Genomic DNA, 24,062 nt, shown 5'->3' on the forward strand with positions numbered 1-24,062 from the left:
CCGGGCACGGAGACGTGCCGACCTTAAGCGGCGCAGATGACGGTCGCCACCCGGGCCGACCCTTGGGCGTGGCGTGCGCCGGGGTTGCACGCCTATCGCGCGGCCGACCGGCCCGCTAGCCTGTGCGCCGTGACCACCGCCGCTGCTCCCGATTTTCCGATTGCCCCGTTGCTGCCCGAGCTCCTCGCCAGCCTGGCCGTGCACCCGCGGCTGGTGCTCGAGGCGCCGCCTGGTGCCGGCAAGACCACACAGGTGCCGCTGGCGCTGCTCGAGGCGCCTTGGATGGCCGGCCGTCGCATCGTGATGCTCGAGCCGCGCCGGGTCGCGGCGCGTTCGGCGGCGATGTTCATGGCCCGCCAACTCGGCGAGGAGGTCGGCGGTACGGTCGGTTACCGCATCCGCTTCGAGCACCGGGTGTCGGCGCGCACGCGCATCGAAGTCGTGACCGAGGGCATTCTGACCCGGATGCTGCAGGACGATCCCGAGCTCGGCGGCAGTGGGCCGGGCGGCATCGGTGCGCTGCTGTTCGACGAATTCCATGAGCGTCACCTGGCCGGCGACCTGGGATTGGCGCTGGCGCGCGAGGTGCAGGCAGGCCTGCGCGATGACCTGCGGATTGTGGTGATGTCTGCCACGCTCGATGGTGCGCGCATCGCGCAGTGGCTGGACGCGCCGCAGCTGTCGAGCGCGGGGCGCAGCTTCCCGGTGGAGATCTCTTACACGCCGCCGCGTCAGGGCGAAGCGCTGACGCAGCAGGTCCGCCGGGTGCTCGCCGACGCGCTCGCCTCGCACCCGGGGGATGCACTGGTGTTCCTGCCCGGCCAGCGCGAGATCGCGCGCGTGCAGGCGCAGCTGACAGCCGATGCCGAACGACTCGGCGCCGGCGTTGCCGGTGGCACGCCCGAGGTGCTTGCGCTGCACGGCGAACTGCCGGTCGAGGCGCAGGCGCATGTGCTGCAGCCGGCCGCCGACGGCCGGCGCCGGATCGTGCTCGCGACCAACGTCGCCGAGAGCAGCGTCACGCTACCGGGCGTGCGCATCGTGATCGACAGCGGACTGGCGCGCGAACCGCGCTTCGATCCCAACAGCGGGTTCTCGCGGTTGGACGTGGTGGCGATCAGCCAGGCCTCGGCCGACCAGCGTGCCGGCCGCGCCGGTCGCGTCGCGCCGGGCGTGGCGCTGCGCCTGTGGCCCGAATCGCAGCGGCTCGAACCGCAGCGTCGTCCCGAGATCGCGCAGGTCGAACTGGCGGCGCTCGCGCTCGAGCTGGCGGCCTGGGGCGACAACGCGCTCGCGTTCCCCGATGCGCCGCCGGTCGGCGCACTGGCGGCCGCACGCGATCTGCTGCGCCGACTCGACGCGCTCGATGCGGCGGATGCGATCACGCCGGTCGGCCGGCGCATGCTCGCGCTGGGCACCCATCCGCGGCTGGCGGCGATGCTGCTGGCCGCCGACACGCCGGCCGCGCGTGCGCTGGCCTGCGACCTGTGCGCGCTGGTCGAGGCCCGCGATCCGATGCGCGGCGCGACGCGTTCGGACGCGCTGGCGATACGTTGGCAGGCACTGGCCGCGTTCCGCGCCGGACGCGTGCCCGCCGATGCCGCGCGCTCGGCGCTGGCGGCGATCGACGCGGCGGCCCGGCAATGGCGGCGACGCCTGCGGGTCGAGATCGCGCCGCCGTCGAGCGTGCCGGCGCATGCGCTCGGCGACCTGCTGGCACACGCCTTTCCGGACCGGATCGGCCATCGCCATGCCCGCGACGCGCGGCGTTACGGCCTGAGCAACGGACGCATGGCCCGGCTGTTCGACGACAGCGCCTTGCTCGGCGAGCCGTGGATCGTCGCCAGCGACCTGCGCTTCGAGGCGCGCGACGCGCTGCTGCTGCGCGGCGCACCGGTCGACGAGGCACAGCTGCGCCGGGCCTGGCCTGCGCGCTTCGTCATCGCCGACGAGACCCATTGGGATGCCGGCAAACGCGCGCTGGTGGGCATGCGTGTGCAGCGCTTCGACGGCATCGTGCTCGACGCCCGGCCCAACGGCCGGGTCGATCCGACGCAGGCCGCGCGCGCGCTCAGCGACGCGGTCGGCGAACTCGGACTCGATGTGCTGCCGTGGCGCGACGGACTGCGCCAGTGGCAGGCGCGTGTCGAAGGCCTGCGGACGTGGATGCCAGAACTGGGCCTGCCCGACTTGTCCGATGCCGCGCTGTTGACCACCCGCGAGGACTGGCTGGCGCCGGCGTTCGCCGGTTGCACGCGGCTCGACGCGCTGGATGCCGACACGTTCGCGCAGGCATTGCAAAGCCGACTCGACTGGGCACAGCGCCAGCAGCTCGACCGCTGGGCGCCGGTGCGGATCACGGTGCCGTCCGGCCAGGCGCGCGCGATCGAGTACGGCCTCGAGGCCGACGGCACGCCGCGCGCGCCAGTGCTCGCGGTCAAGCTGCAGGAACTGTTCGGGCTGGCCGACACGCCGACGATCGCCGACGGCCGCGTCGCGCTGACGATCCACCTGCTGTCGCCGGCCGGCCGGCCGCTGCAGGTCACCCGCGATCTGCAGGGGTTTTGGGCGCGCACGTATCCGGAAGTGCGCAAGGAGATGAAGGGGCGGTATCCGAAGCATCCTTGGCCGGAGGACCCGTGGAACGCCCCCGCAACGCATCGGGCCAAACCGCGCGGCACTTAGCGACGTTGGGATCTGGACCCGTGGCGACGGTGGGACGTTGTCGCGGCTGTCGGGTGTGCGTGGCGCGGAACGCGCCGGCCACCCATCGTGCAAAGCCAAGAGGGACTTAGCGGCGTTGGGGGCCGGACCCGTGGCGACGGTGTGGGGTGACTGCGGCTGCTGGGTGTGCGTGGCGCGCGCTATCCGCGGACGACATCGTAGGTCGTGCGAACAAGTCCGTCGTCAGTCGCATGGCTGCCGCGCACGGTGAGGTGCAGTTCGGTATCGAGCGCGCCAAACAACGCGCGCCCTGACCCAAGCACGATGGGCGCGACCGAGATCGTGAGCTCGTCAACAAGACCTGCACGGAGGAACGTCTGGATAGTGCGGCCACCATCGATATACACGTCGTGGACGCCGAGCGCATCGAGGAGGTGGGTGGCCTCCTCGATCGACTCGGCCGTCCGAACACGTGAGTCGTCGATGTGGCCACGTGTGGTGAGGACAATCACATGCGTACCGTCGAACGGCCACTCTCCGAAGCCGAGGATCGTGTCGTAGGTAGCGCGCCCCATGACGATGGCGTCGACCGTCTTACAAAACGTTGTCCAGATAAGCGCGGGATGCGCGGCGGACGTGCCGACCTTGTGCTGGCGGGCCGGCAGGTCGGTCAGCCATTCGAGCGTGCCGTCTTCGCGGGCGATCTTGCCGTCGACACTCGTGCCGATGAACACGCGTCCGCGCCAGGTTCGAGCCGTCATCTCCACATCTCCAGGAATCGTTCGAGCGTGAGCAAGGGGGCCGTCTGGTCGAGGTCGACGGCAGACCGGAACAGCGCGCCATGCAGGGCATCGAGCAGCATCGTGCCGCCGGCCGCTGGGTCATTGAGTCTGGGCAGGTTCATGGATTCGAGCAGGTACGCAATTCTTTGCGCCTGGAGGGTCCAGCCTGTCGCCAGGAGCGCAGCGAGCGCCGGGTCCTGCAGATCGCTCATCGCTTCCGATAACGCGTAGACCGCGCCGGCAGTCGAGTTGGCGCCGAACTCGCGGCCAACATACGCCGCGAGGATGGCTGCAGGGTCATCACCGTCGGCGAGCGGTTCCCGCGGGACGAGTTCGATCCAGCGTTGAGTGAGGGCGCGCTGCAGGCCTGCCTTCGATCCGAATCGCTTGATGAGACCGGCTGGGCCGATTCCGGCAGAGGGTGCGACATCCGACAGCGACCAGGGCGTCAGTTCGGATCGCTGCTCAAGAAACGCCACAATGCGCGTGAGCAGCTCGTCGTCGGAAAGGCGGCGTGGACGGACCATGCTGTTAGTGAATGATAATTTACTAATCTTATCACGATAACGGACCGCGGTGCCGTAGCGGCGTTGCGGCTTGGTCACGGCGGTTGGTGATGCGTGGCGTGGCGCGGCCGCACAACGTTGGTTGAACGCACGAGCGTGCAGGGCCTGCGCTCACGCTGGATCGACGGTCGGCGACGCAGACTGGTCGCCTTTCCTCATGGTCATTTTCAGGAGCCCCCGATGAGCAAGTTCGAAGCGCTGTCCGACAAGGCCGTGTCCCTGGTCGGCCAGGCAGGTGACAGCCTGCGCCACGCGATTCCGGACACCGCGGAAAAGTGGCTCAAGACCGGCCTGACCGTGGGCGCGGCGCGTACCGGGGCGAAGGTCGCGGGCGGCTTCCTGCGCCGCAACCCGGCGATCGTGGCGGCCAGCGCCATCGGCCTGGGCCTGGTGTGGGTCGCGGCGCGGCAGTACCGCAAGAAGCAGGCGAACGGCGCCATCCAGGGCAACTCGCGTCGGATTGAGGCCGGCAACGCGGCCGCGCGCCAGCGTTCGACCAACGCCGCGCGCGGACACACCGCCCCGAGCAGCGCGGACGAGGCCTGAGCCATCCCAGGACGCCGCGTCGCGGCGTCAGTTTCGCGTGTCGATGAGGCGGCCGACCCCGACAGGGGTGGCCGCTTTTTGTCGTGCCGGTCCGACAGGCAACGATCGCCCATGCGCCTGAACGCGTCGCGCCGTGTCGCCCGGTCTCTGCCGGCGCGGGATGTGCCCCGGTATCCTCGCGCCTCGTCCCTTTGATGCCGCTGCCATGCGTCCACGCCTCCCGTCTTTTCCTGTCCCGCGCCGCGCACCGCGGATGCTCGCGCTGTGTGCATTGGCGATGCTCGCGGCGGGTTGCGGACGCGACAACGTCAAACCCGTGCCGGTCGCGCCGGCCACCACGCCCGCGGCGCCTGCGACCCGGACGCCGCCGGTCCGCATCGGCCTGGCGCTGGGCGGTGGTGCGGCCAAGGGTTTTGCGCACATCGGCGTGATCAAGATGCTCGAAGCCAATGGCATCAAGGCCGATTTCGTCGCCGGGACCAGCGCCGGCAGCGTGGTCGGCGCGTTGTACGCCAGCGGCATGGATCCGTTCCGGATGCAGGAGCGGGCGGTCGCGCTCGACGAATCGAGCATCCGCGACGTGCGGCTGTTCTCCGGCGGCCTGGTGCAGGGCGTCGCGCTGCAGGACTACGTCAATCGCGAGGTCGGCAACCGCACGATCGACCGTCTGCCGATCCCGTTCGCGGCGGTCGCCACGCGCCTGGAGACCGGTGACCGCATCGTGTTCGTCCGCGGCAATACCGGCCAGGCGGTGCGCGCTTCGAGCAGCGTGCCGGGCGTGTTCGAGCCGGTGAAGATCGGCGACCGTCACTACGTCGACGGCGGGGTCGTCAGCCCGGTGCCGGTGGACGCGGCCCGCCAACTCGGCGCCGACCTGGTGATCGCGGTCGACATTTCCAGCAAGGCCAGCGGCAGCACGCCCGGCAGCATGCTGGGCATCGTCAACCAGTCGATCGCGATCATGGGCCAGAACCTCGGGCGTCAGGAATTGGCGCGCGCGGACGTGGTGATCCGACCGCAGGTCAACGACATCGGGCCGGCCAGCTTCGAACAGCGCAACGCGGCGATTCTGCAGGGCGAGCGTGCCGCGCTGGCCGCGATGCCGCGCATCCGCGAGAAGCTCGCCGAACTTCAGCGCGCACGTGCGGCCGCGCGTGCGCCCGCCAAGCCGGTCGAGCCCGAGCCGGTGGATATCGACTGCGGTGACAGTTGGGTGCGCCGGCTCAACCCATTCGCCAAGGAGCGCGCCTGCTGACGCGCCGGGGCCTGGCGCTTTGCGGATGGGCCGGCCCGCCTGCGGCCGGGGAGGGGGCGCTGTGGCCGAGCGGCGCTCGGCTTGCCGGCGGCTTGGGGTCGACGTTGCCGTCCGTTCACTCTGAGCCGACATCGCCGTCACCAGACTGGACGCGGCCCGGTTTCGGGGATGCCGACACGGGCATCGCCCAGGCATGGGGATCGATCCTGCTTCGCCGTCGCATGACGGTGCGGTCCCGGTGCCGCCGAGTGCCTTCCGCCGTCGGCACTGCCGCCTGCGCTGCCGGCGCCATCGACGCGATGCGGTTCGTCCGCATCCCTGCGAGGAGAGACGCCCCATGCAACCCCATACGCTCGCCCGGCAACTCGAACTGAGCCTGGGCCACTATTTGCCGACCGTCCTGGCGGCGGTGGCCGTCCTGATCGTCGGACTGATCGTCGCGTTGGTCGCGCGCGGCCTCGTGCGCAGTGGACTGACCCGATTGCGCCTCAACGAACGCGTGAACGCCCAGACCGCTTCGCGCATCGACGTCGTCCGGGTGGCGGCCTCGGTCACGTTCTGGTTCGTCATCATCGTTGCGCTGATCGGCGTGTTCAGCGTGCTGCGCTTCGACGGCCTGTACGGCCCGTTCTCGGCGCTGGTGGCCGAGGTCATGCTGTACCTGCCGCGGATTATCCTGGCTGGGGTCCTGGCGCTGGTCGCGTGGCTGCTGGCCACGGCGCTGCGCGCGGGCGTCAACCGGCTGATGGCCGCGGGGCGCTGGGACGAGAAGCTGTCGGCTTCGGCCGGCGTGCGGCCGATCTCGGCGGTGCTCGGTGATGTCGTCTACTGGCTGGTGCTGCTGCTGTTCCTGCCGGCGATCGTCGCGGCGCTGCGTGTGGAAGGCCTGATGGCGCCGCTGTCGCAGATGACCGCGCAGGTCACGTCGATGCTGCCCAATGTCTTCGCCGCCGTCGTGATCGGACTGGTCGGCTGGCTGATTGCCAAGGTGTTGCGCGGTCTGGTGAGCAACCTGCTGGCGGCGACCGGCATCGACCGCTTCGGCGATCGCGGGCACACCGGCGCGGGTGTGCGCCTGTCGCAACTGGGCGGGACGCTGGCGTTCGTGCTGGTCATCGTGCCGACGCTGATCGCCGCACTCGACGCGCTCGCGATCCGCGCGATCTCCGAACCGGCCGGCGAGATGCTCGGGCTGTTCCTGACCGCGGTGCCCAACCTGCTGGCGGCGGCGCTGATCCTCCTGGTGGCGTGGTACCTGGGCCGGTTCGTCGCCGGGCTGCTGACACGCCTGCTGGAGAATCTCGGCTTCGACCGCCTGCCCGAGCGTCTGGGGTTGGGCGCTGCCTTCGGCACCACCCCGACCCGGCCGGCGCCGGTGGATACGGCGCTTGCAACCGCCGATCCGGTCGCCGCCGCCGGCACGCCCGAACCCGGGCTGCCGCTCGAGGCCACGCCGGTCGCCGCCCCGGCAGCGCCGCCTGAGGGCAACGGCCTGTCGGCAGGCGTCGGGCGCGTGGCGCTGTTCTTCATCCTGCTGTTTGCGACCGTCGAGGCCGCGCATCGGCTCGGCTTCACAGGCGTGCGCGACCTGTTGGCGACTTTCATCGCCTTCGGTGGCGACATCCTGCTGGGCGGTGTGATCCTGGTCGTCGGCTACTGGCTGGCCGACCTGGCCGCACGCGCGATCCAGCGCGCCAATCCCGGCGGCGGCGTCGGCCTGTCGCGCATCGCCCGCGTCGCGATCCTCGGTCTGGTGATCGCGATGGGGCTGCGCGCGATGGGAATCGCCGACGACATCGTCAATCTTGCGTTCGGGCTGGTGCTCGGTGCGGTCGCCGTCGCGGTCGCATTGGCCTTCGGCCTGGGCGGGCGTGCGGCGGCCGGCAAGGTCGCCGACCGGTGGGCGCAGGCGTACCTGGACCGTCGCCGCGACGACGATCCGTTGCCGTAACCCGCAGCCAGTGGTCCTGGCGGGCGCGTCCGACGCCAGGACCGCCCGCCGACGACCGCGTGATCTGCCGCCACCCTCATCGGGGCGACGACGTGCCCGGACGCCCGCCGGCACCGGACAACGGGCTGGGCGGTTCATCGTCGCGCACCCGCAGGAAGCGCGCGAAACGCGGCAGGCCGGTGCCGGTCACCCCGTTGTGGCGGTAGGTGACCAGACTGCCAATCACAGGTGGATCGCGCCGCTGCGCGTCGCGCAGCCCGCTGCCGATCCGGAACCGGCGCCCGTCGGCATGCTCGACCAGGAGTGCGCCTACCATGCCGGTGTACTGGCCTTTGCCCGGCAGATAGCCCACCACCCGCGCCTCGGCATCGTCGAACGGCTTGAGCTTGCGCAGCGCGGCACTGCGGCCGGCGGCATAGCGCGCGTCACGGTGGTGCAGCATCAATCCCTCGCCGCCGCCGTCGACGACCTCCGCCAGGCGGGCGTCGAGCGCGCTCCGCGACGGCAGTCGTGCCTGCGCAATCATGGCCAAGTGCGGATGTGCCGTGCGCGTGGTCAGCCCTCGCATCGCGGCGATGCGTTCGGAGAACGGACCGGGATGGCCGGGCAGGTCGAAGACCAGGAACCGCAACTGCCGCCAGCGCGGATCGCTCGGATCGGCGCCACGCACGAGCGCGCTCGTTTCGTCGAACCGGCCGCGGCCAAGCCACAACTCGCCGTCCATCGGCGCGTCGGGCCAGCCGCGGGTGAACGCCGCCGGGACCGCGATGCGGTGGCCGCCACGCGTCCACAGCGCGCGACCATCCCAGCGCCCGCGCACGCCGTCGAGTTTTTCGCTGACGTAGTACGCGGCCACGTCGATCTCGCCCCTCAGGTCGGTGGCCAGCATGAGCGCATCGGCGGCGGGCTGTGCAGGCACCGGCATCGGTGCGAGGCCGGTGCACAGCCACAGCAGGCAGGACAAACGGATTGGCATCGACATGACGGCACTCCTGCAAAGGTGTGCCGTCAGCCTCGATCACTGCGTCGATGCGCGGCATCGGCCTGTCGCCCGTGCCGATGTCGGACTCGGCCGCGAGCGCGGGTCAGGCGCCGCGCAGTGCGCACGTTAGAACGGCAGCGTCAGTCCCGGTTCGATCGCGAGCAGGCGCTCGCGGAACGATGCCTGAATCCGTGCCAACGCCTGCGCGTCGTCGGCATCGAAGCGCAGCACCAGCACCGGCGTCGTGTTCGACGCGCGCACCAGTCCCCAGCCATCGGGCCAGTCCGCGCGCAGCCCGTCGATCGTCGACAGCCGGGCGCCGTCGAATGCAGCCTGCGCCATGAACCGGGCGACAAAGGCCTGCGGGTCGCCGCCGGGCACGTCGACCTTGAGTTCGGGTGTCGACACGCCGACCGGCAGCGCGTGGAGCGCGGCGGTGGGATCGGCCTGAAGCGCGAGGATCTCCAGCAGCCGCGCGGCCGCGTAGAGGCCGTCGTCGAAACCGAACCAGCGCTCGGCGAAGAAGAAATGGCCGCTCATCTCGCCGGCCAGTTCGGCGCCGGTCTCGCGCATCTTGGCTTTGATCAGCGAGTGGCCGGTTTTCCACATCAGCGGGCTGCCGCCGTGGCGCAGGACGTGGCCGGTCAAGCGCCCGGTGCATTTGACGTCGTGGACGATCAACGCGCCGGGATTGCGTTCGAGCAGGTCGGCGGCGAACAGCATCAGCAAACGATCGGCGTCGATGATGGCGCCATCGGCAGCGACCACACCCAGCCGGTCGCCATCGCCGTCGAAGGCCACGCCCAGATCGGCGCCCATGCGCTTGACGACGTCGATCAGGTCGGCCAGGTTGCGCGGCTCGCTCGGATCGGGGTGGTGGTTCGGGAAGGTGCCGTCGATCTCGCAGTGCAGCGGGATCACGTCGGCGCCGATCGCCTCGAGCACGCGCGGGCCCAGGATGCCGGCCGCGCCGTTGCCGGCATCGACGACGACCTTCAGCGGCCGTGCGATCTGGATGTCGTCGACGATGCGCCGGATGTAGTCGTCGGCGAGGTCGCGTTCGACCAGTCCGCCCGGCACCGGTGCGGCGTACAGGCGCTCGCTGGCGATGCGCGCATGCAGGTCGGTGATGGCATCGCCCGACAGCGTCTCGCCGCCGACGACGATCTTGAAGCCGTTGTACTCGGGCGGATTGTGGCTGCCGGTGACCGAGACGCAGCAGCCGGTGCGCAGGTGGTAGGCGGCGAAGTAGCTCAGCGGTGTCGGCACCAGACCGATGTCGACGACGTTGCGTCCGCTCGCGCGCAGGCCGGCGACGAGGCCGGCGGTGAGGTCAGGGCCCGAGAGCCGACCGTCGCGGCCGACCACGATCTCGTCGAGCCCCTGTTCGTGCATCAGCGTGCCGATCGCGCGTCCGATCCGCTCGGCGATCGCCACATCGAGGGTGCGTCCGACGACGCCGCGGATGTCGTAGGCGCGGAAGATAGACGGATCGAGCCGCGCCGCCGCCGGCTTGGGCGCCGTTGTCGGCGCAGGACGGGGCGCCGGGCGGTGCACCTCCACGGTGTGCAGCGATTGGGCGAGCGTGGGCTCGGCATCGGGCTCGCTGCCGACACGCGAGCGCCGCCGTGCAAGCCATCCGGACACGACGGCCAGGGCCAGCAGCGCCGCGGCGAGTACCCACAACGGCAATGCGGACAAGCCGAACGGTGGACGACCCACGTGCGGAGTCGCCGCGACGATCCGCAGTTGCGTGCCCGGCACCGGTTGGCCCAGGCGCTCGGCGACGTTGGACAGTGCCGGCTCACCGCGCGCCATCAAGGTATGGCTTCCCTGCCGCAGCGCGACATAGGTTGCCGGGTCGACATCGACCGCGGCCAGGCCGGCGGTCGCGCGCTCGAGCGGGAGCGTGGCGATCGCCACGCCCACCGGGCGCTCGCCCACGCGCGCTGGCGCAGTGACCAGGACCTGCGGACCGGCGGGGCCGCCGGCCACCATCAGTACCGGCTCGCCAGCGGCGAGTGCGCTCTCCAGGGCCGCGAGCCGGCCGAAGCGGCCCTGGGCCAGGGCGTTGTATTCGTTGCGCAGGTCGCGCGGCACCACGGCGACGCCGGTCGCGCCGGGCCAGTCGCGGCCGAGTTCGACGCCGGCGGTATCCAGGCGGCCGTCCTGCAGCGCGCGCTGCACCGGCGCGCTGGCCAGGCGTTCGCCCATGCGCCGCAGTTCGGCCTGCAGCGCCTGTCCGGTCGCGTTGACGGCGGCATCGCGCGCCTGCGCCACGCTGGCGCTGCGCTGCCCGGCCTGCCATTGGCGGACGCCCTGCCAGGCGCACCACAGGGCCAGCAGCGCGAGCACCACTGCGAGCAGCGGTGCGACGCGTCGCAACTGCGTCGTCAGCTCGCGTGTGCGATGCGGATCCTTCTCGCCCATGGCCTGTCCCCGTCAGCGTACGCCCGAGTGCCCGAATCCCCCGGCGCCGCGTGCGGTGTCGACGAAAGTATCCACCACGTTGAGCGTCGCGCGCACCACCGGCAGCAGCACCAGCTGTGCGATGCGGTCGCCCGGTTCGATGGTGAAGGCGTCCTTGCCGCGGTGCCAGACGCTGATCATCAGCGGGCCCTGGTAATCGGCGTCGATCAGGCCGGTGCCGTTCCCGAGCACGATGCCGTGCTTGTGGCCCAGCCCCGAACGCGGCAACACGACCGCACACAGGCCGGGGTCGCCGATATGGATCGCCAGCCCCGAGGGCACCAGCGCGACGTCGCCGGGCAACAGCGCCAGCGGCTCGTCGAGCGCCGCGCGCAGGTCGAGACCGGCGCTGCCTTCGGTGGCGTACGCCGGCAGCGGCCACTGCTGGCCGAAGCGGGCATCGAGCACGCGGACATCGAGGACGTGGTTCATGGCGGCTCCGGATCGAGGCGGCGAGCGATCAGCGCGACCAGGTCGGCCGCGACCGCGGTCTTGGGGCCGGGCCCCAGCGCATGCTGGCCGGTGGCGTCGTGCACCACCAGCAGGTTGTCGTCGCCCTCGAACCCGCTGCCGGCGACGCCGACGCGGTTGGCCGCGATCAGGTCGGCGCGCTTGGCGGCGAGCTTGTGGCGGGCGTTGCCGTCGACGTCGTCGGTCTCGGCGGCGAAGCCGACCACCAGCCGGGGACGGCGTGGGTCGGTGGCGAGCTCGGCGAGGATGTCGCGCGTGCGCACCAGTTCGAGCGTCAGGCCGGTTTCGCCGACGCGCTTCTTGATCTTCGACGTCGCGACCTGGACCGGTGTGAAGTCCGCGACGGCGGCGGCGCCGACGTAGATGTCGGCGGGCAGGGCATCGAACACTGCGGCATGCATCTGCGCGGCCGAGCGCACGTCCACGCGTGTCACGCCCTCCGGCGTGGGCAGGTGCACGGGACCGGCCACCAGCAGCACGTCGGCGCCGGCCTGCGCGGCGGCTGCGGCGACCGCGAAGCCCATCTTGCCGCTGCTGCGGTTGCCCAGAAACCGCACCGGATCGAGGTCCTCGTAGGTCGGTCCGGCACTGACGATCACGCGCCGGCCGGCCAGCGGCCCGCTCATGCCGGCAGCGCCGCGACGATCGCGGTCGGCTCGGCCAGTCGACCGGGGCCCGATTCGCCTTCGGCCAGCGGACCATCCTCCGGCCCCACGACCTGCGCGCCGCGCTCGCGCAGCAGCGCGAGGTTGGCCTGCGTGGCCGGGTGCAGCCACATGCGGTGGTTCATCGCCGGGCACACGGTCAGCGGCGCGGTCGTCGCCAGGCACAGCGTGGTCACCAGGTTGTCGGCAAAGCCGTGCGCGAGCTTGGCCAGCGTGTTTGCAGTCGCCGGCGCCACCACCACACGCGTGGCCCACCGCGCCAGCTCGAGATGGCCCATCGCGGCCTCAGCGCCCGGGTCCCACAAGGTGGTGCGCACCGGTTCGCCCGACACCGCCTGGAAAGTCGCGGCCGAGACGAAGTGCAGCGCGCTGTCGGTCATCGCCACGCGCACCTGGGCGCCGGCATCGCGCAGACGCCGCACCAGATCGGCGGCCTTGTAGGCGGCGATGCCGCCGCACACGCACAGCAGGATGCGCTGCCCATGCAGCGAGGTCGACGCGCCAGCCATGGTCGGGGAAGCCCTACCGGAAAATCGACCGACAGCTTACCCGAAGCGGGGGGGACCGCCGGCTGCGCCGGGACCGGCGCACGCGTTGCAATACAGGTCCCGCCGGCATCGGCGATGCGCGTCCGACGCCCTCCCCGTCGCGTCGCGCCGGTGCCGGCTCCCCCAACGGAGGCGGCGATGCACATCTCGAAATGGCCCAAGAGCGAGCGACCGCGTGAAAAACTCTTCGCACGGGGCGCCGTGGCGCTGTCGGATGCGGAGTTGCTGGCGATCTTCCTGGGTTCGGGCCTGCGTGGCATGGACGCGGTGGCGACCGGCCGGCAACTGCTCAAGGACCACGGCTCGCTGCGCGCGCTGCTCGAGCGCGGGCCGCAAGGGCTCGTTGAACTGCAGGGCCTGGGCATGGCCCGCGCCAGTCGCCTGAGCGCCGCACTCGAAGTCGGCAACCGGGTGCTGGCTCAGACGCTCGAGCGCGGAGAGGCGATCACCGATCCCGGCGCCGCCGGTCGCTACTTCACCCAACGCCTGCGCGGTCTTCCCCACGAAGTCTTCGCCGTGCTCTACCTCGATGCCCGGCACCGCGCGCTGGCGTTCGAAGAGGTGTTCCAGGGCACGATCGACAATGCCGAGGTGTATCCGCGCGAGCTCGCCCGGCGCGCGCTCGCGCACAACGCCGCCGCGATCATCGTCGGCCACAACCATCCCAGCGGCAGCAACCGTCCGAGCGGCGCCGACCGCACGGTCACCAGCATGATCCGCCAGGCGTTGTCGCTGGTCGATGTACGCGTGCTCGATCACTTCGTCATCGGCGAGGGCGAAGCGGTGTCGCTGGCCGCGACGGGCTTTCTGTAAAGCGCACAGCGCGCTCGCGATCGCGCCACGCTGCTTGCACAATGTCCGGATGCCCGCGTCCGATATGTCCTCCCTGACCGCTTGTCCCTGTGGCCGCCACCTGGCGTTCGACGACTGTTGCGGTCGCATCCACGCCGGTATGCCGGCGCCGGATGCCGAAAGCCTGATGCGCGCGCGCTACAGCGCCTACGTGCGCGGCGACGTCGACTACCTGCGCGCGAGTTGGCATCCGCGTACCTGCCCGTCGGATCTCGATCTCCGCGGACCGCAGCCCACGTGGCTGGGTCTGGATGTGCGTGCATTCGACGTGCTGGACGACAATCGCGCCGAGGTCGAGTTCGTCGCGCGCTATCGCATCGGCGGCGGCAGCGTCGTGCGCATGCGCGAGCGCAGCCGCTTCGTGCGCGAGGACGGCCACTGGTACTACGTCGATGGCGATGTGGCTTGAGGCCGGGTCCACCTTCTGCGCGTTCCACCGTGGGTCGTGCGCTGTCGCCTGAGCGGCGCGTTAAACCCGAATCCACGCACGCGTCCGCGGCCGGCCTCGTGAGGCACAGTGGCATGGCAGTTCTGCCCAGGAGTTCCGTTCAATGAAGACCCGTCTGCGTGCCGTTACGACCTTTGCGCTGCTGGGCGCGGCTGGCGCCGTGTCCGCGGCCACGCCGTCGCCACCGCCGGCCGACCCGGCCGCGTTCGCCCAGTGCCTGGCCGGCCTCCGCGGCGATGCCGCCAAGCGCGGTATTCCCGGTGAGGCCTTCGACCGGCTGACGTCCGACCTGCAGCCGGACATGAGCGTGTTGCCGTTACTCGATGCGCAGCCCGAATTCACCACACCGCTGTGGGACTACCTGGCCGGGCTGGTGGACGCGCAGCGCGTCGAGGATGGCCGCGCGATGCTGGCCGAGCACCGCGACCTGCTGGCGCGGGTGTCGGCGCAGTACGGGGTCGACGCCGAGACCGTCGTCGCGGTCTGGGGCGTGGAGAGCGACTACGGCCGCATCTCGGGCAAGCGGCCGCTGCGCGTGTCGCTCGCCACGCTGGCCTGCAACGGGCGCCGGCAGCCGTTCTTCCGTGGCGAGTTCTTGGCGCTGCTCAAGCTGCTGCACGACGGCGATCTGCGCGATCCGGGCTTGACCGGCTCCTGGGCCGGCGCGTTCGGCCACACGCAGTTCATGCCCAGCACCTACGCGCGTATCGCGGTGGATTTCGACGGCGACGGCCGCCGCGATCTCGTCGACAGCATTCCCGACGCCCTGGCCTCGACGGCGAACTACCTCGCGCGCGCCGGCTGGCGCAGCGGTCAGCCCTGGGGCTACGAGGTCCGGCTGCCACCGGGCTTTGCGATCGCCCAGGCCGGCCGCACGAACCGCCGGCCGGTGTCCGACTGGGCTGCGCGCGGCGTGACCCGCGTCGATGGCGGCGCGCTGCCGGCCGGCGACACGCGCGCGGCGGTGATCGCACCGACCGGGGCCTCGGGCCCGGCGTTCTTGGTGCTGCGCAACTACGACGCGATCTATTCGTACAACGCCGCCGAGAGCTACGCGCTGGCGATCGCCTTGCTCGCCGACCAGTTGCGCGGCGGGACGGGCCTGACGACGCCGTGGCCGACCGACGATCCTGGGCTGTCGCGCGCCGACCGCCGCGCACTGCAGACCCTGCTCGCTGCGCGCGGACACGACATCGGCGAGGTCGACGGCATGATCGGGACCGCCACCCGGCGTGCGATCCAGGCCGAGCAGCGCCGTCTCGGGCTCACCCCCGACGACGGCCGGGCAGGGCGCCGTATTCTCGAGGCCTTGCAGGCCGGCCGTTAGCGTTCGTCCTCGCGTGCTCGTTTTCCGGTGCGCGTGCCGTCCGAGCGCGTACGCGGACGGCGACGGCGTGGGTCCCCCAGCGCGCTGCGATCACTGGTGGGGTTGGTAGCGCCCGTTGAAGCCAGCGCCGTTGCCGCATAGTGCGGCGTTGGCCTGGACAACGACACTGGCCTCCTCGAAGCGGACCGTCACCGATGCCGGGACGCGGTTGAGGTAGGCGGCGACCGCGCACGCATCAACGGCCGGCGCGAGCGGTGCGGACGGTTCAGGCGAGGCGTGCAGGCCGCCGTTGGCGGGCCGCTCGGCATCCGGCAATCGGCTCAACGCGCCGGGCGCGGTCGGGATATCGCATCCCCACGATGTCGACGGTGTCGGCGCCGGCCGTGGGAACCGCAGCGCTGCGCACAGCGAATGGTCGACTGGCCCGCCTTGCAGAAGCGGCGCGTCCCTGCGATCGTCGAGCCCCTCACGCAACGGAGCTTGCAATCATGCGCAGCCTGGGGAGCTTGGCGGCGGCCTTGCCGCTCGCCGCCTGCGGCACGATGGACTATCGCGACACCAACGTCGCGGTCGACAACAACCCCTTGTGCGTCAGCCAGCCCGACCAGCCGGGCGAGCCGGTGTCGCGCGAATGCGAGCGTTACAGCGAGTGGCGTTGGCGCAACAAGTCCGACGCCCAACCGGTCGAGTTCGGCAGACGCGACGAGCGCTGATCGCCGCGTGCTGCCGAACTGCTCGGTGCCCGCGGACACGATATCGGCGAGGTCGACGGCATGATCGGGGTCGCCGCCTGGCGCGCATTTCAGACCAGCAGCGCCGGCTCGGGCGCACGCCTGAGGACGGCCGGGCGGGTCGCCGCAGGCTCGACGTGCTGCAGGCCGGCCGTTAGCCGCTACACCCCAATTCGGAAGACCGTGCCGGACCGCCACACGCCCTGATGCCAGTCACGATTCTGGCGGCGGTGCCGCTGTGCGCAGGGGGCGCGTTCGGCGCGCTGCTGCTGACCCAGAGCAGCTCTCGCTGCCCGCGCTGCCCGGCCTGCTGATGCTGATCGGCATCGCCCCCCAGAACTCGATCCGGCTGGTTAACTATGCGGTGATCGCCGAGGACGAGCTGGGCATGAGCCGGCACGACGCGCTGGTCGACGCCTGCCGCAAGCGCGCCCAGCCGATCATCATGACGACGCTGGCGATGGGCGCGAGCATGATGCCGATCGCGTTGGGCTTTGCGGGCGATTCGAGTTTTCGCGCGCCGATGGCGATCGCGGTGATCGGCGGCCCTGATCACCTCGACGCTGCTGAGCCTGATCGTGATCCCGGCCGCGTTCACGGTGATCGACGACCTGGGCGACTGGCTGTCGCGCAGGTTCCGCCATCGCGCGTCGCATCCGGCCGCGCACGGCGCGGCATGAGGAGCATGGGGCCCGGCACAGACGTGCCGGAGCCCCGGGGGATGGCGGTGCGCCCAGGCGCGCCGCCTGCAACGGCATCAGCCGCAGCGGAATCCGGTGATCCGGCCTTCGGCGTCGAGGTCGATGTTCAGCCGGTCCTCACGGAAATCCATCGTCACCGCATCGCCCGGACGGATCACGCGATGGGTACGGGCGCCGGCGTCCTGCCGGGCCTTGTCGAAGAGTGCCTCGCTGCCGGCCTGACCGATCATCGCCTGCACCGCTTCGGTGTCGCAGGGCGTGATGCCGATCGCGCCCTCGGCCGACGGCTCGCCGGCCGCCGCTTCGGTTTCGATCGCACTGCCGGCGCCGGTGTTGGCATCGGCGACGTCGGCGGCGGGCGGCTCTTCCTCGAAGCCCTCGTCATGGGCGGGTGCGCAGGCGGCCAGTGCGAACGCGGGCACCAGCAAGGCGGCCAGCATGGGCCGGGGCAGCGAAACGCGGAGGCGTTGTGACATGCAGTGCTCCTGTCGGGGGGACCATTCTCCACTGTAGCCGCTGGCAGGGGCCCGGGCCAATTGCGGCATGATGGGAAGAATTCATGTGAGGAAGCCCCCACCGATGCCACCCCGCGCTGTGCCTGTCGCTCTCCTGTCTACCGCTCTGGCGCTGTCGTTCGCCGGCGGACCGGTGCTCGCCGCTGTCGCCGGTCCCGACCCAGGCCCGGCGCCGGCCACAACAGCCGATGTGCCGGGTGGCGGGATCGTCGCCGACAACCTCGCGCGGCACCTGTCGGTGCTCGCCTCCGACGCCTTCGAGGGCCGCGCGCCGACGACCGAGGGCGAGCGCAAGACCATCGCCTACATCGCCGAACAGTTCGCGCAGGCCGGGCTGTCGCCGGGTGGCGACGACGGCGGCTGGACCCAGGCGGTGGTGCTCGAGCGCAGCGCGATCGTCGGTCCGGTCGAAGCGCGCGTGCACGTCGGCGGCCAAACCCGCGCGCTCGCCAATGGCGACGACATCGCGGTCGAGACCTTGCGTCCGGGCGGACGCGTGGACCTGGCCGATCTGCCGGTGGTGTTCGCCGGCTACGGCATCACGGCGCCGGAACTCGACTGGGACGACTACGCCGGGCTCGACGTCGCCGGCAAGCTGGTCGTAGTGCTGATCAACGATCCCGATTTCGAGGCCGAGGCGCCGGGGCGCTTCGGCGGGCGGGCGCTGACCTGGTACGGCCGCTGGACCTACAAGTACGAAGAGGCCGCACGACGCGGCGCGGCCGGCGTGCTGATCGTCCACGAGACCGAGCCGGCGTCGTATCCGTGGGCGACGGTGCGCAACGGGCGTGCCGGGCCGCAGTACGACATCGTCCGCGCCGACGCCCAGACCCATCACCTGCCGATGCGCGGCTGGATGCAGCGCGAGGTCGCCGTACGCTTGTTCGCCGATGCCGGGCTCGATTTCGACGCCGAAAAGCGCCGGGCGCAGCAGCCGGGCTTTCGCGGCGGCGCGCTCGGCGATGCACGCCTGGACATCGCCTTCGATGTGCAGCGCGAGCGCGTGACCAGCCACAACGTGGTCGGCGTGCTGCCGGGCGCGTCGCGTCCCGACGAGACGGTCGTGCTGTCGGGGCATTGGGACAGCTTCGGCGTTGGCGAGCCCGATGCCAGCGGCGATGCGATCATCAACGGCGCGGTCGACAACGCGACCGCGATCGCGTCGCTGATCGAACTGGCGCGCGTGTTCGCCGCCGGCCCGCGCCCGGCGCGCACCCTGCAGTTCATCGCGTTGACGGCCGAGGAGAACGGCCTGCTCGGTGCGACCTACTACGCGGCCAATCCGCTGCGTCCGCTCGAGACCACGGCCGCGGTACTGAACATGGAAATGTGGAGCCCGGACGGCGAAACCCGCGACATCTCGTCGTGGGGCAACGGCCGCGTCTCGCTCGAGCGCGACCTGGCTGCGGCGGCCGCCATCGACGGCCGCAGCTGGTCGCCCGATCCCAATCTCGAAGCGGGGCTGTTCTACCGCGCCGACCATTTCGCATTCGCCCAGGCCGGCGTGCCGGCGCTGACGATCGGGCCGGGCATGGATCAGCTCGACGGCGGTGTCGCAGGCGGCAAGGCGGCGCGCGCCGAGTACTTCGCCCACCGCTATCACCAGCCCGGCGACGCCTTCGACGACAGCTGGGACATGGCCGGACCGACTGCCGACACGCGCACGGTCTACCGTCTGGCGGCCGCGCTCGCCAACACGACCGACTGGCCGCAATGGAATGATGACAGTGAGTTCCGAGCGCGTCGCGTCGTCAGTGACGACGCCCGGCACGGCGCGCCGCGCTGAGGCGCGGATCGACCAATTGGGAGAATTCGCAATAAAAAGCCGCCCGTGAGACACGGGCGGCAACACCGGTTGAGAGAGAGTGTCGCGCCTGCTGCGCGCCGAACCGGCAGATCAACAGGTCGAGCGCCGCGCGATCAGGTACCGGTGGTCGACTCCTGGCCGGTCGGCGCCGGCGGCGTCGTGGTCGGATCGGTGGGCGGCTGCATCGTGGGATCGGTCGGCGGCGGCATGGTCGGATCGACCGGATCGTTGGGCGGCAGCGTCGGGTCGGTCGGCGGCGGTGTCATCGGATCGCTCGGCGGGGGCGTCTGCGAGTCCATCGGTGGCGGTGCGGTGGCCGGGTCGGTCGTCGGTGCAGGACCGGTGGCCGGTGTGTCGTGGTTGTTGCATGCGGTCAGCGCGAAGACGGCCGCGGCCGCGAGCGGAAGCACGATACGACGCATGGAAAGCTCCTGGGTCGGTCGGAAGTGACGCGCCCAGTCTTCCGTGCCGCGTGTGGCGGATGTGTGGTGGTTTGGCTCAAATTGCGTGAGTTGCTCGCCCAGGTTGGCCTCGCTCGTTCAGGCTCGTAGCACCCATTGAGACACGTCCCGCGGCACCGTACGCGCCTGTGGACGGCGTGCTGGCGGCATTCGAGCGTGTGCTCAAATAGTGTACTTGCGGGTTCAAATATTGCTAGGATGAACACGTCCTGCCATCGCAGGCCCGGCTCAGACCGCGACCATGGCGCCCGATTCCCGCACAACCCCTCCGCCCACGACATCCCGCAGCCTGGCAAGGCGCTGGCTCGGCGCCGCCGTGGCCGCGCTGGCTGTCGTGCCCGTGGCCGTGTGGGGCGCGTTCGCGCTGGGCTACCAGGCGCCGGCGCCTTGGCGGTGGCTGCTGATCGCAGGCTGGCTGGCCGTCGCCGTGGCCGTGCTGGTGTCTCTGCCGCCGCGGCCGCTGCGGGCGCGCGGTCGCATCGCCCCGGTTATCGGCGGGATCGCGCTGCTGATGCTGCTCGGCTGGTGGCAGACCTTGATGCCCTCGCACGCGCGACTGTGGGCTGACGATGTCGCGCGATTGCTCGAGGCCGACGTCGAAGACAATCGGGTCACGCTGCGCAACGTCCGCAACTTCGACTGGCGCAGCGACGATGACTACACCGTGCGCTGGGAGACGCGGAGCTACGACCTCGAGCGCCTGGTGTCGGCCGACCTGATCCTGTCGTACTGGATGGGCCCGCACATCGCCCACACGCTGGTTTCGTTCGGTTTCGACGATGGCCGTCAGCTGGTGTTTTCGCTGGAAATCCGCAAGGAGCGCGACGAGTCGTTCTCCGCGGTCGGCGGCTTCTTCCGCCAGTTCGAAACGGTGCTGGTGGCCGCCGACGAACACGACATCGTGCGCGTGCGCAGCAATGTCCGTGGCGAGGATGTGTACCTGTACCGGCTCGACGTGCCGCCGGCGCAACTGCGCGAGGTGTTCCTGGGCTATCTCGACGAGGCGGCCCGGCTGCGTCGCAAGCCGCGTTTCTACAACACGCTGACCAGCAACTGCACGACGATCGTGTTCGCGCTCGCGCGACGCATCGCGCCGGCGCTGCCGCTCGATTCCCGGCTATTGCTGTCGGGGCACTTCGCCGGCTATGCCTACGATCATGACGGGCTGGTGCCGGGCTACGACCTGGACACCTTGCGTGCGACCGGTCGCATCACCGCGCGCGCCCGCGCCTTCGACGGGCCGGAAGCCGACTTCTCGCGCGCGATCCGCGAAGGCGTGCCGGTCGTGCCCGCCGCAGCGCCATGACCAGCCATCCGTCTACGTGGCTGTGGCGGACCGTCACCGCCGCGCTGCTGGTGGTTGCGCTCGGCGGCTGCGCGATCCTGCGCGAGTTCGGCCCCTCGGTCGCCGTCGAGTCGATGACGCCCGGCGAGACCATCGCGCTGCAGCGTGGTGACATCCTGACCACCGGTCGCCTCAGCGCCGCCACGGCGCAGACGATCCGCGTCGCCGGCCTCGACACCGCCGCTTGCGCGCAGCCGTCGATCGACTGCATCCGCGCATTGCCGGACGTGGAGGGGGTCACGGACGAGCGTCTGCAATCGGCGCTGTCGGAACTGTGGTTGCAGCACGCTCTGGCGCTGCCGACGCCGGTGTCCGGGAAGCCGGTCGATCCGGCGAGCGCCGACGCCCGGCTGCAGGCGCTGTTCGAAGCCGCGCGCCATGCCTATGTCTACCTGTTCTACACCGCGCGCTCGCCAGGGGAGCGGGCATTCGAGGATCGCCAGACTCAGGTTCGCGACTGGTACAACTACGCTGTCCAGGCGGCGGCGACGCAACTGTTCGACACCCGGGTGCGCAACGCGCCTGCGGCCGAGCGCATCGAGGTCGCCGGTTGGACCTTGCACCTGGACATGGATGGCGTGCGGCTTCCCGGCGGCACCGATATGCCGCAGGAAGTGCTGCCGGCGACGGCGCTGTCGTTCAAAGGGCTGCGCAGCATCTACCGGCGCGATGGCTTTGGCGCCGAACTGGTGGCGGTAAGGGACGACCCGGTGGCCGCTGCCGTTCTGGCCACGCCCGAAACGCACGCCCGTCGCGGCCGGGCCTCGCCGGCGTGGAGCGAGATGCCGTCTCCGAGCCTGACCCTGCTGTTCCGCTTCCCGGGCGAGAATGCGGCCGAGGTGCTGGCCACGCGCGAGGTGCTGGCTAGTGCGCACGACCCCTATATCGAAGACACCGTCGTGCTGCGCGGCCAGCCGGTGCCGCTGGCGGCGAACTTCAGTGCCGGCTACGGACTGTGGTTGGCGCGCTCGGGGTTCGCCGCGCAGTCGCTGCGCACCCTGCTCGGCCGCGAGCGCGGGATCGAGCGCCCGCACCTGTACATGATGCAGCCCTACGATCCGCAGCGGCGCATCGTGCTGATGATCCACGGCCTGGCCAGCAGCCCCGAGGCCTGGGTCAATGTCGCCAACGAGATCATGGGCGACGAGGCGCTGCGCCGGAACTACCAGGTCTGGCAGGTCTACTACCCGACCAACATGCCGATCGCGCTGAACCAGGCCGCGATCCGGCGGCTGGTGATTGACGCGCTGGCGCATGTCGATCCAGACGGGCAGGCGCCGGCCTCGCACGACATCGTGCTGGTCGGCCACAGCATGGGCGGAGTGATCGCGCGATTGCTGGTGTCCTCGTCGGGCGATGCGTTGTGGGACGCGGTGGTCGAGGCGCGCGAGATCGAGCCGGCGCGGCTGGCGCGGATCCGGCCCAGGCTCGAGCCGATGCTGCGCTTCGAACCGCTGCCCCAGGTCGGGCGCGCGGTGTTCATCGCCGCGCCGCACCGCGGCACCGAGGTCGCCGGGACCCGGCTCGGGCGCTGGGTGTCGGGCCTGGTGCGCTTGCCGCTGACCTTGCTCGAGGGCTTTGGCGACGTAATCCAGGCCTTTGCCGGCGAGGACCCGGGCAGGCGTGGGGGGCGTTCGCCCAACAGCATCGACAACCTATCCAAGGACGATCCGTTCGTGCGGGCGTCGGCGCAGTTGCCGCTTTCGCCCACTGTGCGGCTGCATTCGATCGTGGCCCGCCGCAGCGCCGAGGGTGCGCTGGAAGACAGCGACGATGGCCTGGTGCCCTATCGCAGTGCGCACCTGGCTGGCGCACTGTCGGAGAAGGTGATCGTGTCGGGGCACAGCGTGCAGGAGACGGCGCCGGCGGTTCTGGAGATCCGCCGGATTCTGCACGAGGACATGGCGGGGCGCACGGACACCACGCCGGCGCAGCCTGCCCGTGAGGCGGTTGCCGACCCGGGTGCCTGAGGCGCGACGCCGGCCGGGCGATCGAGGAGATCGGCGTTCGGCCAGCCAGCGGACGCGACCCTGCTGCAATCCAGCGAGCACGCGGCTGTGCATGCCGGGGCGTTCAGGCAGTCGGGAATTACTGTACTATTCGGTTCAGTCACTCCGCCTGTGTTCAGTTGCACTTCGCCAACCTTGACGGGTTTTTAACTTCGGCTGCCTGCGTGTCCTTCGATCCCGCCCCCGACATCACTGTCCGTCTCGACCGGGTCCGCCTCGATCGCGGCGGCCGGACCGTGCTCGCGGACATCGACCTGACGGTGCCGCGCGGCAGCGTGACCGCGGTGCTGGGGCCGTCGGGCAGCGGCAAGTCGACCCTGCTCTCGGCGCTGACCGGCGAGCTGGTGCCCGCCGCCGGCACGGTCGAGGTGTTCGGCCGACCGGTGCCGCAGCGTCAGCGCGCACTGTTGGAGATGCGCAAGGGCATCGGCGTGCTGCTGCAGGGCAACGGCCTGCTGACCGATCTCACCGCCGCCGAGAACATCGCCTTGCCGCTGCGCATTCACACCGACCTGCCCAAGCCGGTGATCGCGCGGCTGGTCGACATGAAGCTGCAGGCGGTGGGCCTGCGCGCGGCTGCCGACCTGTACCCGCGCGAGCTATCGGGCGGCATGGCGCGCCGCGTCGCGCTGGCCCGCGCGCTGGCGCTCGATCCGCCGCTGATGATCTACGACGAGCCGCTGACCGGCCTGGATCCGATCGCCTCGGGCGTGATCATGAGCCTGATCGCCCGGCTCAATACCAGCCTGGGGCTGACCAGCATCGTGGTGACCCACCATGTGCACGAGACGCTGCCGGTCGCCGATCGCGCGGTCGTGATCGCCAACGGCCGGATCGTATTCGCCGGCACCCCGGCCGCGCTCGAGGCCTCCGACGACCCGCTGGTGCAGCAGTTCCTGCGCGGCGAGCCCGATGGGCCGATCGCGTTTGACCGTGCCGACCTCGCCCGGACGGAGGCCGCATGATG

General features: G+C 71.0%; 20 protein-coding genes and 1 pseudogene. 13 read left to right on the top strand and 8 right to left on the bottom strand.

From position 1 onward, the window contains the following. Window positions 1–36 precede the first annotated feature (36 nt). Window positions 37–2,685, top strand: coding sequence for an ATP-dependent helicase HrpB (hrpB, locus tag MNO14_RS00340; protein WP_241944843.1), 2,649 nt, complete (start codon window positions 37–39; stop codon window positions 2,683–2,685). Between the two features lie 179 nt (window positions 2,686–2,864). Here the strand turns inward: hrpB and MNO14_RS00345 are convergent, their stop codons facing one another. After that, window positions 2,865–3,425, bottom strand: coding sequence for a dihydrofolate reductase (locus tag MNO14_RS00345; RefSeq protein ID WP_241944844.1), 561 nt, complete (start codon window positions 3,423–3,425; stop codon window positions 2,865–2,867). Continuing rightward, window positions 3,422–4,051 carry a hypothetical protein gene (locus MNO14_RS00350; RefSeq protein ID WP_241944845.1) on the bottom strand — a complete coding sequence of 210 codons (630 nt, stop codon included), beginning with the start codon at window positions 4,049–4,051 and terminating at the stop codon, window positions 3,422–3,424. The genes MNO14_RS00345 and MNO14_RS00350 overlap by 4 nt, the downstream gene beginning before the upstream one ends. A gap of 141 nt (window positions 4,052–4,192) precedes the next feature. Between MNO14_RS00350 and MNO14_RS00355 the strand changes: the two genes are divergently transcribed. From MNO14_RS00355 to MNO14_RS00365, 3 genes are all read left to right on the top strand, one after another. Beyond that, the gene (locus MNO14_RS00355) at window positions 4,193–4,558 is read left to right on the top strand and encodes a hypothetical protein (RefSeq protein ID WP_241944846.1); all 366 of its coding nucleotides are present in this window, start codon (window positions 4,193–4,195) and stop codon (window positions 4,556–4,558) included. Window positions 4,559–4,763: 205 nt separating this feature from the next. Continuing rightward, the gene (locus MNO14_RS00360) at window positions 4,764–5,813 is read left to right on the top strand and encodes a patatin-like phospholipase family protein (RefSeq protein ID WP_241944847.1); all 1,050 of its coding nucleotides are present in this window, start codon (window positions 4,764–4,766) and stop codon (window positions 5,811–5,813) included. 337 nt (window positions 5,814–6,150) lie between these two features. Continuing rightward, a complete protein-coding gene (locus tag MNO14_RS00365; protein WP_241944848.1) occupies window positions 6,151–7,764 on the top strand; it encodes a mechanosensitive ion channel in 1,614 nt (537 codons plus the stop codon). A gap of 76 nt (window positions 7,765–7,840) precedes the next feature. Here MNO14_RS00365 and MNO14_RS00370 read toward each other — a convergent pair whose 3' ends face one another. The 4 genes and pseudogenes from MNO14_RS00370 to coaBC form a co-directional block, all read right to left on the bottom strand. After that, window positions 7,841–8,746 (bottom strand): DNA ligase, encoded by a 906-nt coding sequence (locus tag MNO14_RS00370; RefSeq protein WP_241944849.1) that lies wholly within the window; start codon window positions 8,744–8,746, stop codon window positions 7,841–7,843. A 126-nt stretch (window positions 8,747–8,872) separates the two neighbouring features. After that, window positions 8,873–11,176: a phosphomannomutase/phosphoglucomutase gene (locus tag MNO14_RS00375; protein WP_241944850.1), complete on the bottom strand. Its 2,304-nt coding sequence runs from the start codon at window positions 11,174–11,176 to the stop codon at window positions 8,873–8,875. A gap of 12 nt (window positions 11,177–11,188) precedes the next feature. Further along, on the bottom strand, window positions 11,189–11,647 hold the full coding sequence (dut, locus tag MNO14_RS00380) for a dUTP diphosphatase (protein WP_241944851.1): 459 nt from the start codon (window positions 11,645–11,647) through the stop codon (window positions 11,189–11,191). Next, a pseudogene (gene coaBC, locus MNO14_RS00385) lies at window positions 11,644–12,860 on the bottom strand (bifunctional phosphopantothenoylcysteine decarboxylase/phosphopantothenate--cysteine ligase CoaBC). The gene dut and the pseudogene coaBC overlap by 4 nt, the downstream one beginning before the upstream one ends. A gap of 177 nt (window positions 12,861–13,037) precedes the next feature. On the opposite strand from coaBC, the gene radC reads away from it, so the two are divergent. The 3 genes from radC (at window position 13,038) to MNO14_RS00400 (ending at window position 15,526) form a co-directional block, all read left to right on the top strand. Further along, window positions 13,038–13,712, top strand: coding sequence for a DNA repair protein RadC (gene radC, locus MNO14_RS00390; RefSeq protein WP_241944852.1), 675 nt, complete (start codon window positions 13,038–13,040; stop codon window positions 13,710–13,712). A 64-nt stretch (window positions 13,713–13,776) separates the two neighbouring features. Beyond that, window positions 13,777–14,160, top strand: coding sequence for a YchJ family metal-binding protein (locus MNO14_RS00395; protein ID WP_241946375.1), 384 nt, complete (start codon window positions 13,777–13,779; stop codon window positions 14,158–14,160). 142 nt (window positions 14,161–14,302) lie between these two features. After that, a complete protein-coding gene (locus MNO14_RS00400) occupies window positions 14,303–15,526 on the top strand; it encodes a lytic murein transglycosylase (protein WP_241944853.1) in 1,224 nt (407 codons plus the stop codon). A 90-nt stretch (window positions 15,527–15,616) separates the two neighbouring features. On the opposite strand, the gene MNO14_RS00405 is transcribed toward MNO14_RS00400, so the two are convergent. Further along, a complete protein-coding gene (locus MNO14_RS00405; RefSeq protein WP_241944854.1) occupies window positions 15,617–15,850 on the bottom strand; it encodes a hypothetical protein in 234 nt (77 codons plus the stop codon). Between the two features lie 164 nt (window positions 15,851–16,014). Here MNO14_RS00405 and MNO14_RS00410 point away from each other — a divergent pair, with 164 nt between their 5' ends. The 3 genes from MNO14_RS00410 to MNO14_RS00420 all read left to right on the top strand — a co-directional run bounded on the left by MNO14_RS00410 (window position 16,015) and on the right by MNO14_RS00420 (window position 19,259). Continuing rightward, on the top strand, window positions 16,015–16,239 hold the full coding sequence (locus tag MNO14_RS00410; RefSeq protein ID WP_241944855.1) for a hypothetical protein: 225 nt from the start codon (window positions 16,015–16,017) through the stop codon (window positions 16,237–16,239). Between the two features lie 331 nt (window positions 16,240–16,570). Further along, window positions 16,571–17,431 (top strand): efflux RND transporter permease subunit, encoded by an 861-nt coding sequence (locus MNO14_RS00415; RefSeq protein WP_241944856.1) that lies wholly within the window; start codon window positions 16,571–16,573, stop codon window positions 17,429–17,431. Between the two features lie 175 nt (window positions 17,432–17,606). Beyond that, entirely contained in the window at window positions 17,607–19,259 is a 1,653-nt protein-coding gene (locus MNO14_RS00420) for a M28 family metallopeptidase (RefSeq protein ID WP_241946376.1), read from the top strand. Between the two features lie 134 nt (window positions 19,260–19,393). Here the strand turns inward: MNO14_RS00420 and MNO14_RS00425 are convergent, their stop codons facing one another. Then, window positions 19,394–19,702 carry a hypothetical protein gene (locus MNO14_RS00425; protein ID WP_241944857.1) on the bottom strand — a complete coding sequence of 103 codons (309 nt, stop codon included), beginning with the start codon at window positions 19,700–19,702 and terminating at the stop codon, window positions 19,394–19,396. Between the two features lie 355 nt (window positions 19,703–20,057). Between MNO14_RS00425 and MNO14_RS00430 the strand changes: the two genes are divergently transcribed. From MNO14_RS00430 to MNO14_RS00440, 3 genes are all read left to right on the top strand, one after another. Further along, a complete protein-coding gene (locus tag MNO14_RS00430; protein ID WP_241944858.1) occupies window positions 20,058–21,047 on the top strand; it encodes a DUF4105 domain-containing protein in 990 nt (329 codons plus the stop codon). Further along, a complete protein-coding gene (locus MNO14_RS00435; RefSeq protein ID WP_241944859.1) occupies window positions 21,044–23,056 on the top strand; it encodes an alpha/beta fold hydrolase in 2,013 nt (670 codons plus the stop codon). Before MNO14_RS00430 ends, MNO14_RS00435 begins: the two co-directional genes overlap by 4 nt. Before the next feature lie 227 nt (window positions 23,057–23,283). Further along, window positions 23,284–24,060 carry an ATP-binding cassette domain-containing protein gene (locus tag MNO14_RS00440; protein WP_241946377.1) on the top strand — a complete coding sequence of 259 codons (777 nt, stop codon included), beginning with the start codon at window positions 23,284–23,286 and terminating at the stop codon, window positions 24,058–24,060. The last annotated feature ends 2 nt before the right edge of the window (window positions 24,061–24,062 follow it).

The sequence above is a fragment of the Luteimonas sp. S4-F44 genome (assembly GCF_022637415.1).
Classification (GTDB): domain Bacteria; phylum Pseudomonadota; class Gammaproteobacteria; order Xanthomonadales; family Xanthomonadaceae; genus Luteimonas.

Coding starts and splice junctions, on each gene's coding strand:
- hrpB (WP_241944843.1), top strand. CDS start 37: ATGACGGTCGCCACCCGGGCCGACCCTTGGGCGTGGCGTGCGCCGGGG.
- MNO14_RS00345 (WP_241944844.1), bottom strand. CDS start 3,425: ATGACGGCTCGAACCTGGCGCGGACGCGTGTTCATCGGCACGAGTGTC.
- MNO14_RS00355 (WP_241944846.1), top strand. CDS start 4,193: ATGAGCAAGTTCGAAGCGCTGTCCGACAAGGCCGTGTCCCTGGTCGGC.
- MNO14_RS00360 (WP_241944847.1), top strand. CDS start 4,764: ATGCGTCCACGCCTCCCGTCTTTTCCTGTCCCGCGCCGCGCACCGCGG.
- MNO14_RS00365 (WP_241944848.1), top strand. CDS start 6,151: ATGCAACCCCATACGCTCGCCCGGCAACTCGAACTGAGCCTGGGCCAC.
- MNO14_RS00370 (WP_241944849.1), bottom strand. CDS start 8,746: ATGTCGATGCCAATCCGTTTGTCCTGCCTGCTGTGGCTGTGCACCGGC.
- MNO14_RS00375 (WP_241944850.1), bottom strand. CDS start 11,176: ATGGGCGAGAAGGATCCGCATCGCACACGCGAGCTGACGACGCAGTTG.
- dut (WP_241944851.1), bottom strand. CDS start 11,647: ATGAACCACGTCCTCGATGTCCGCGTGCTCGATGCCCGCTTCGGCCAG.
- radC (WP_241944852.1), top strand. CDS start 13,038: ATGCACATCTCGAAATGGCCCAAGAGCGAGCGACCGCGTGAAAAACTC.
- MNO14_RS00395 (WP_241946375.1), top strand. CDS start 13,777: ATGTCCTCCCTGACCGCTTGTCCCTGTGGCCGCCACCTGGCGTTCGAC.
- MNO14_RS00400 (WP_241944853.1), top strand. CDS start 14,303: ATGAAGACCCGTCTGCGTGCCGTTACGACCTTTGCGCTGCTGGGCGCG.
- MNO14_RS00410 (WP_241944855.1), top strand. CDS start 16,015: ATGCGCAGCCTGGGGAGCTTGGCGGCGGCCTTGCCGCTCGCCGCCTGC.
- MNO14_RS00415 (WP_241944856.1), top strand. CDS start 16,571: ATGCTGATCGGCATCGCCCCCCAGAACTCGATCCGGCTGGTTAACTAT.
- MNO14_RS00425 (WP_241944857.1), bottom strand. CDS start 19,702: ATGCGTCGTATCGTGCTTCCGCTCGCGGCCGCGGCCGTCTTCGCGCTG.
- MNO14_RS00435 (WP_241944859.1), top strand. CDS start 21,044: ATGACCAGCCATCCGTCTACGTGGCTGTGGCGGACCGTCACCGCCGCG.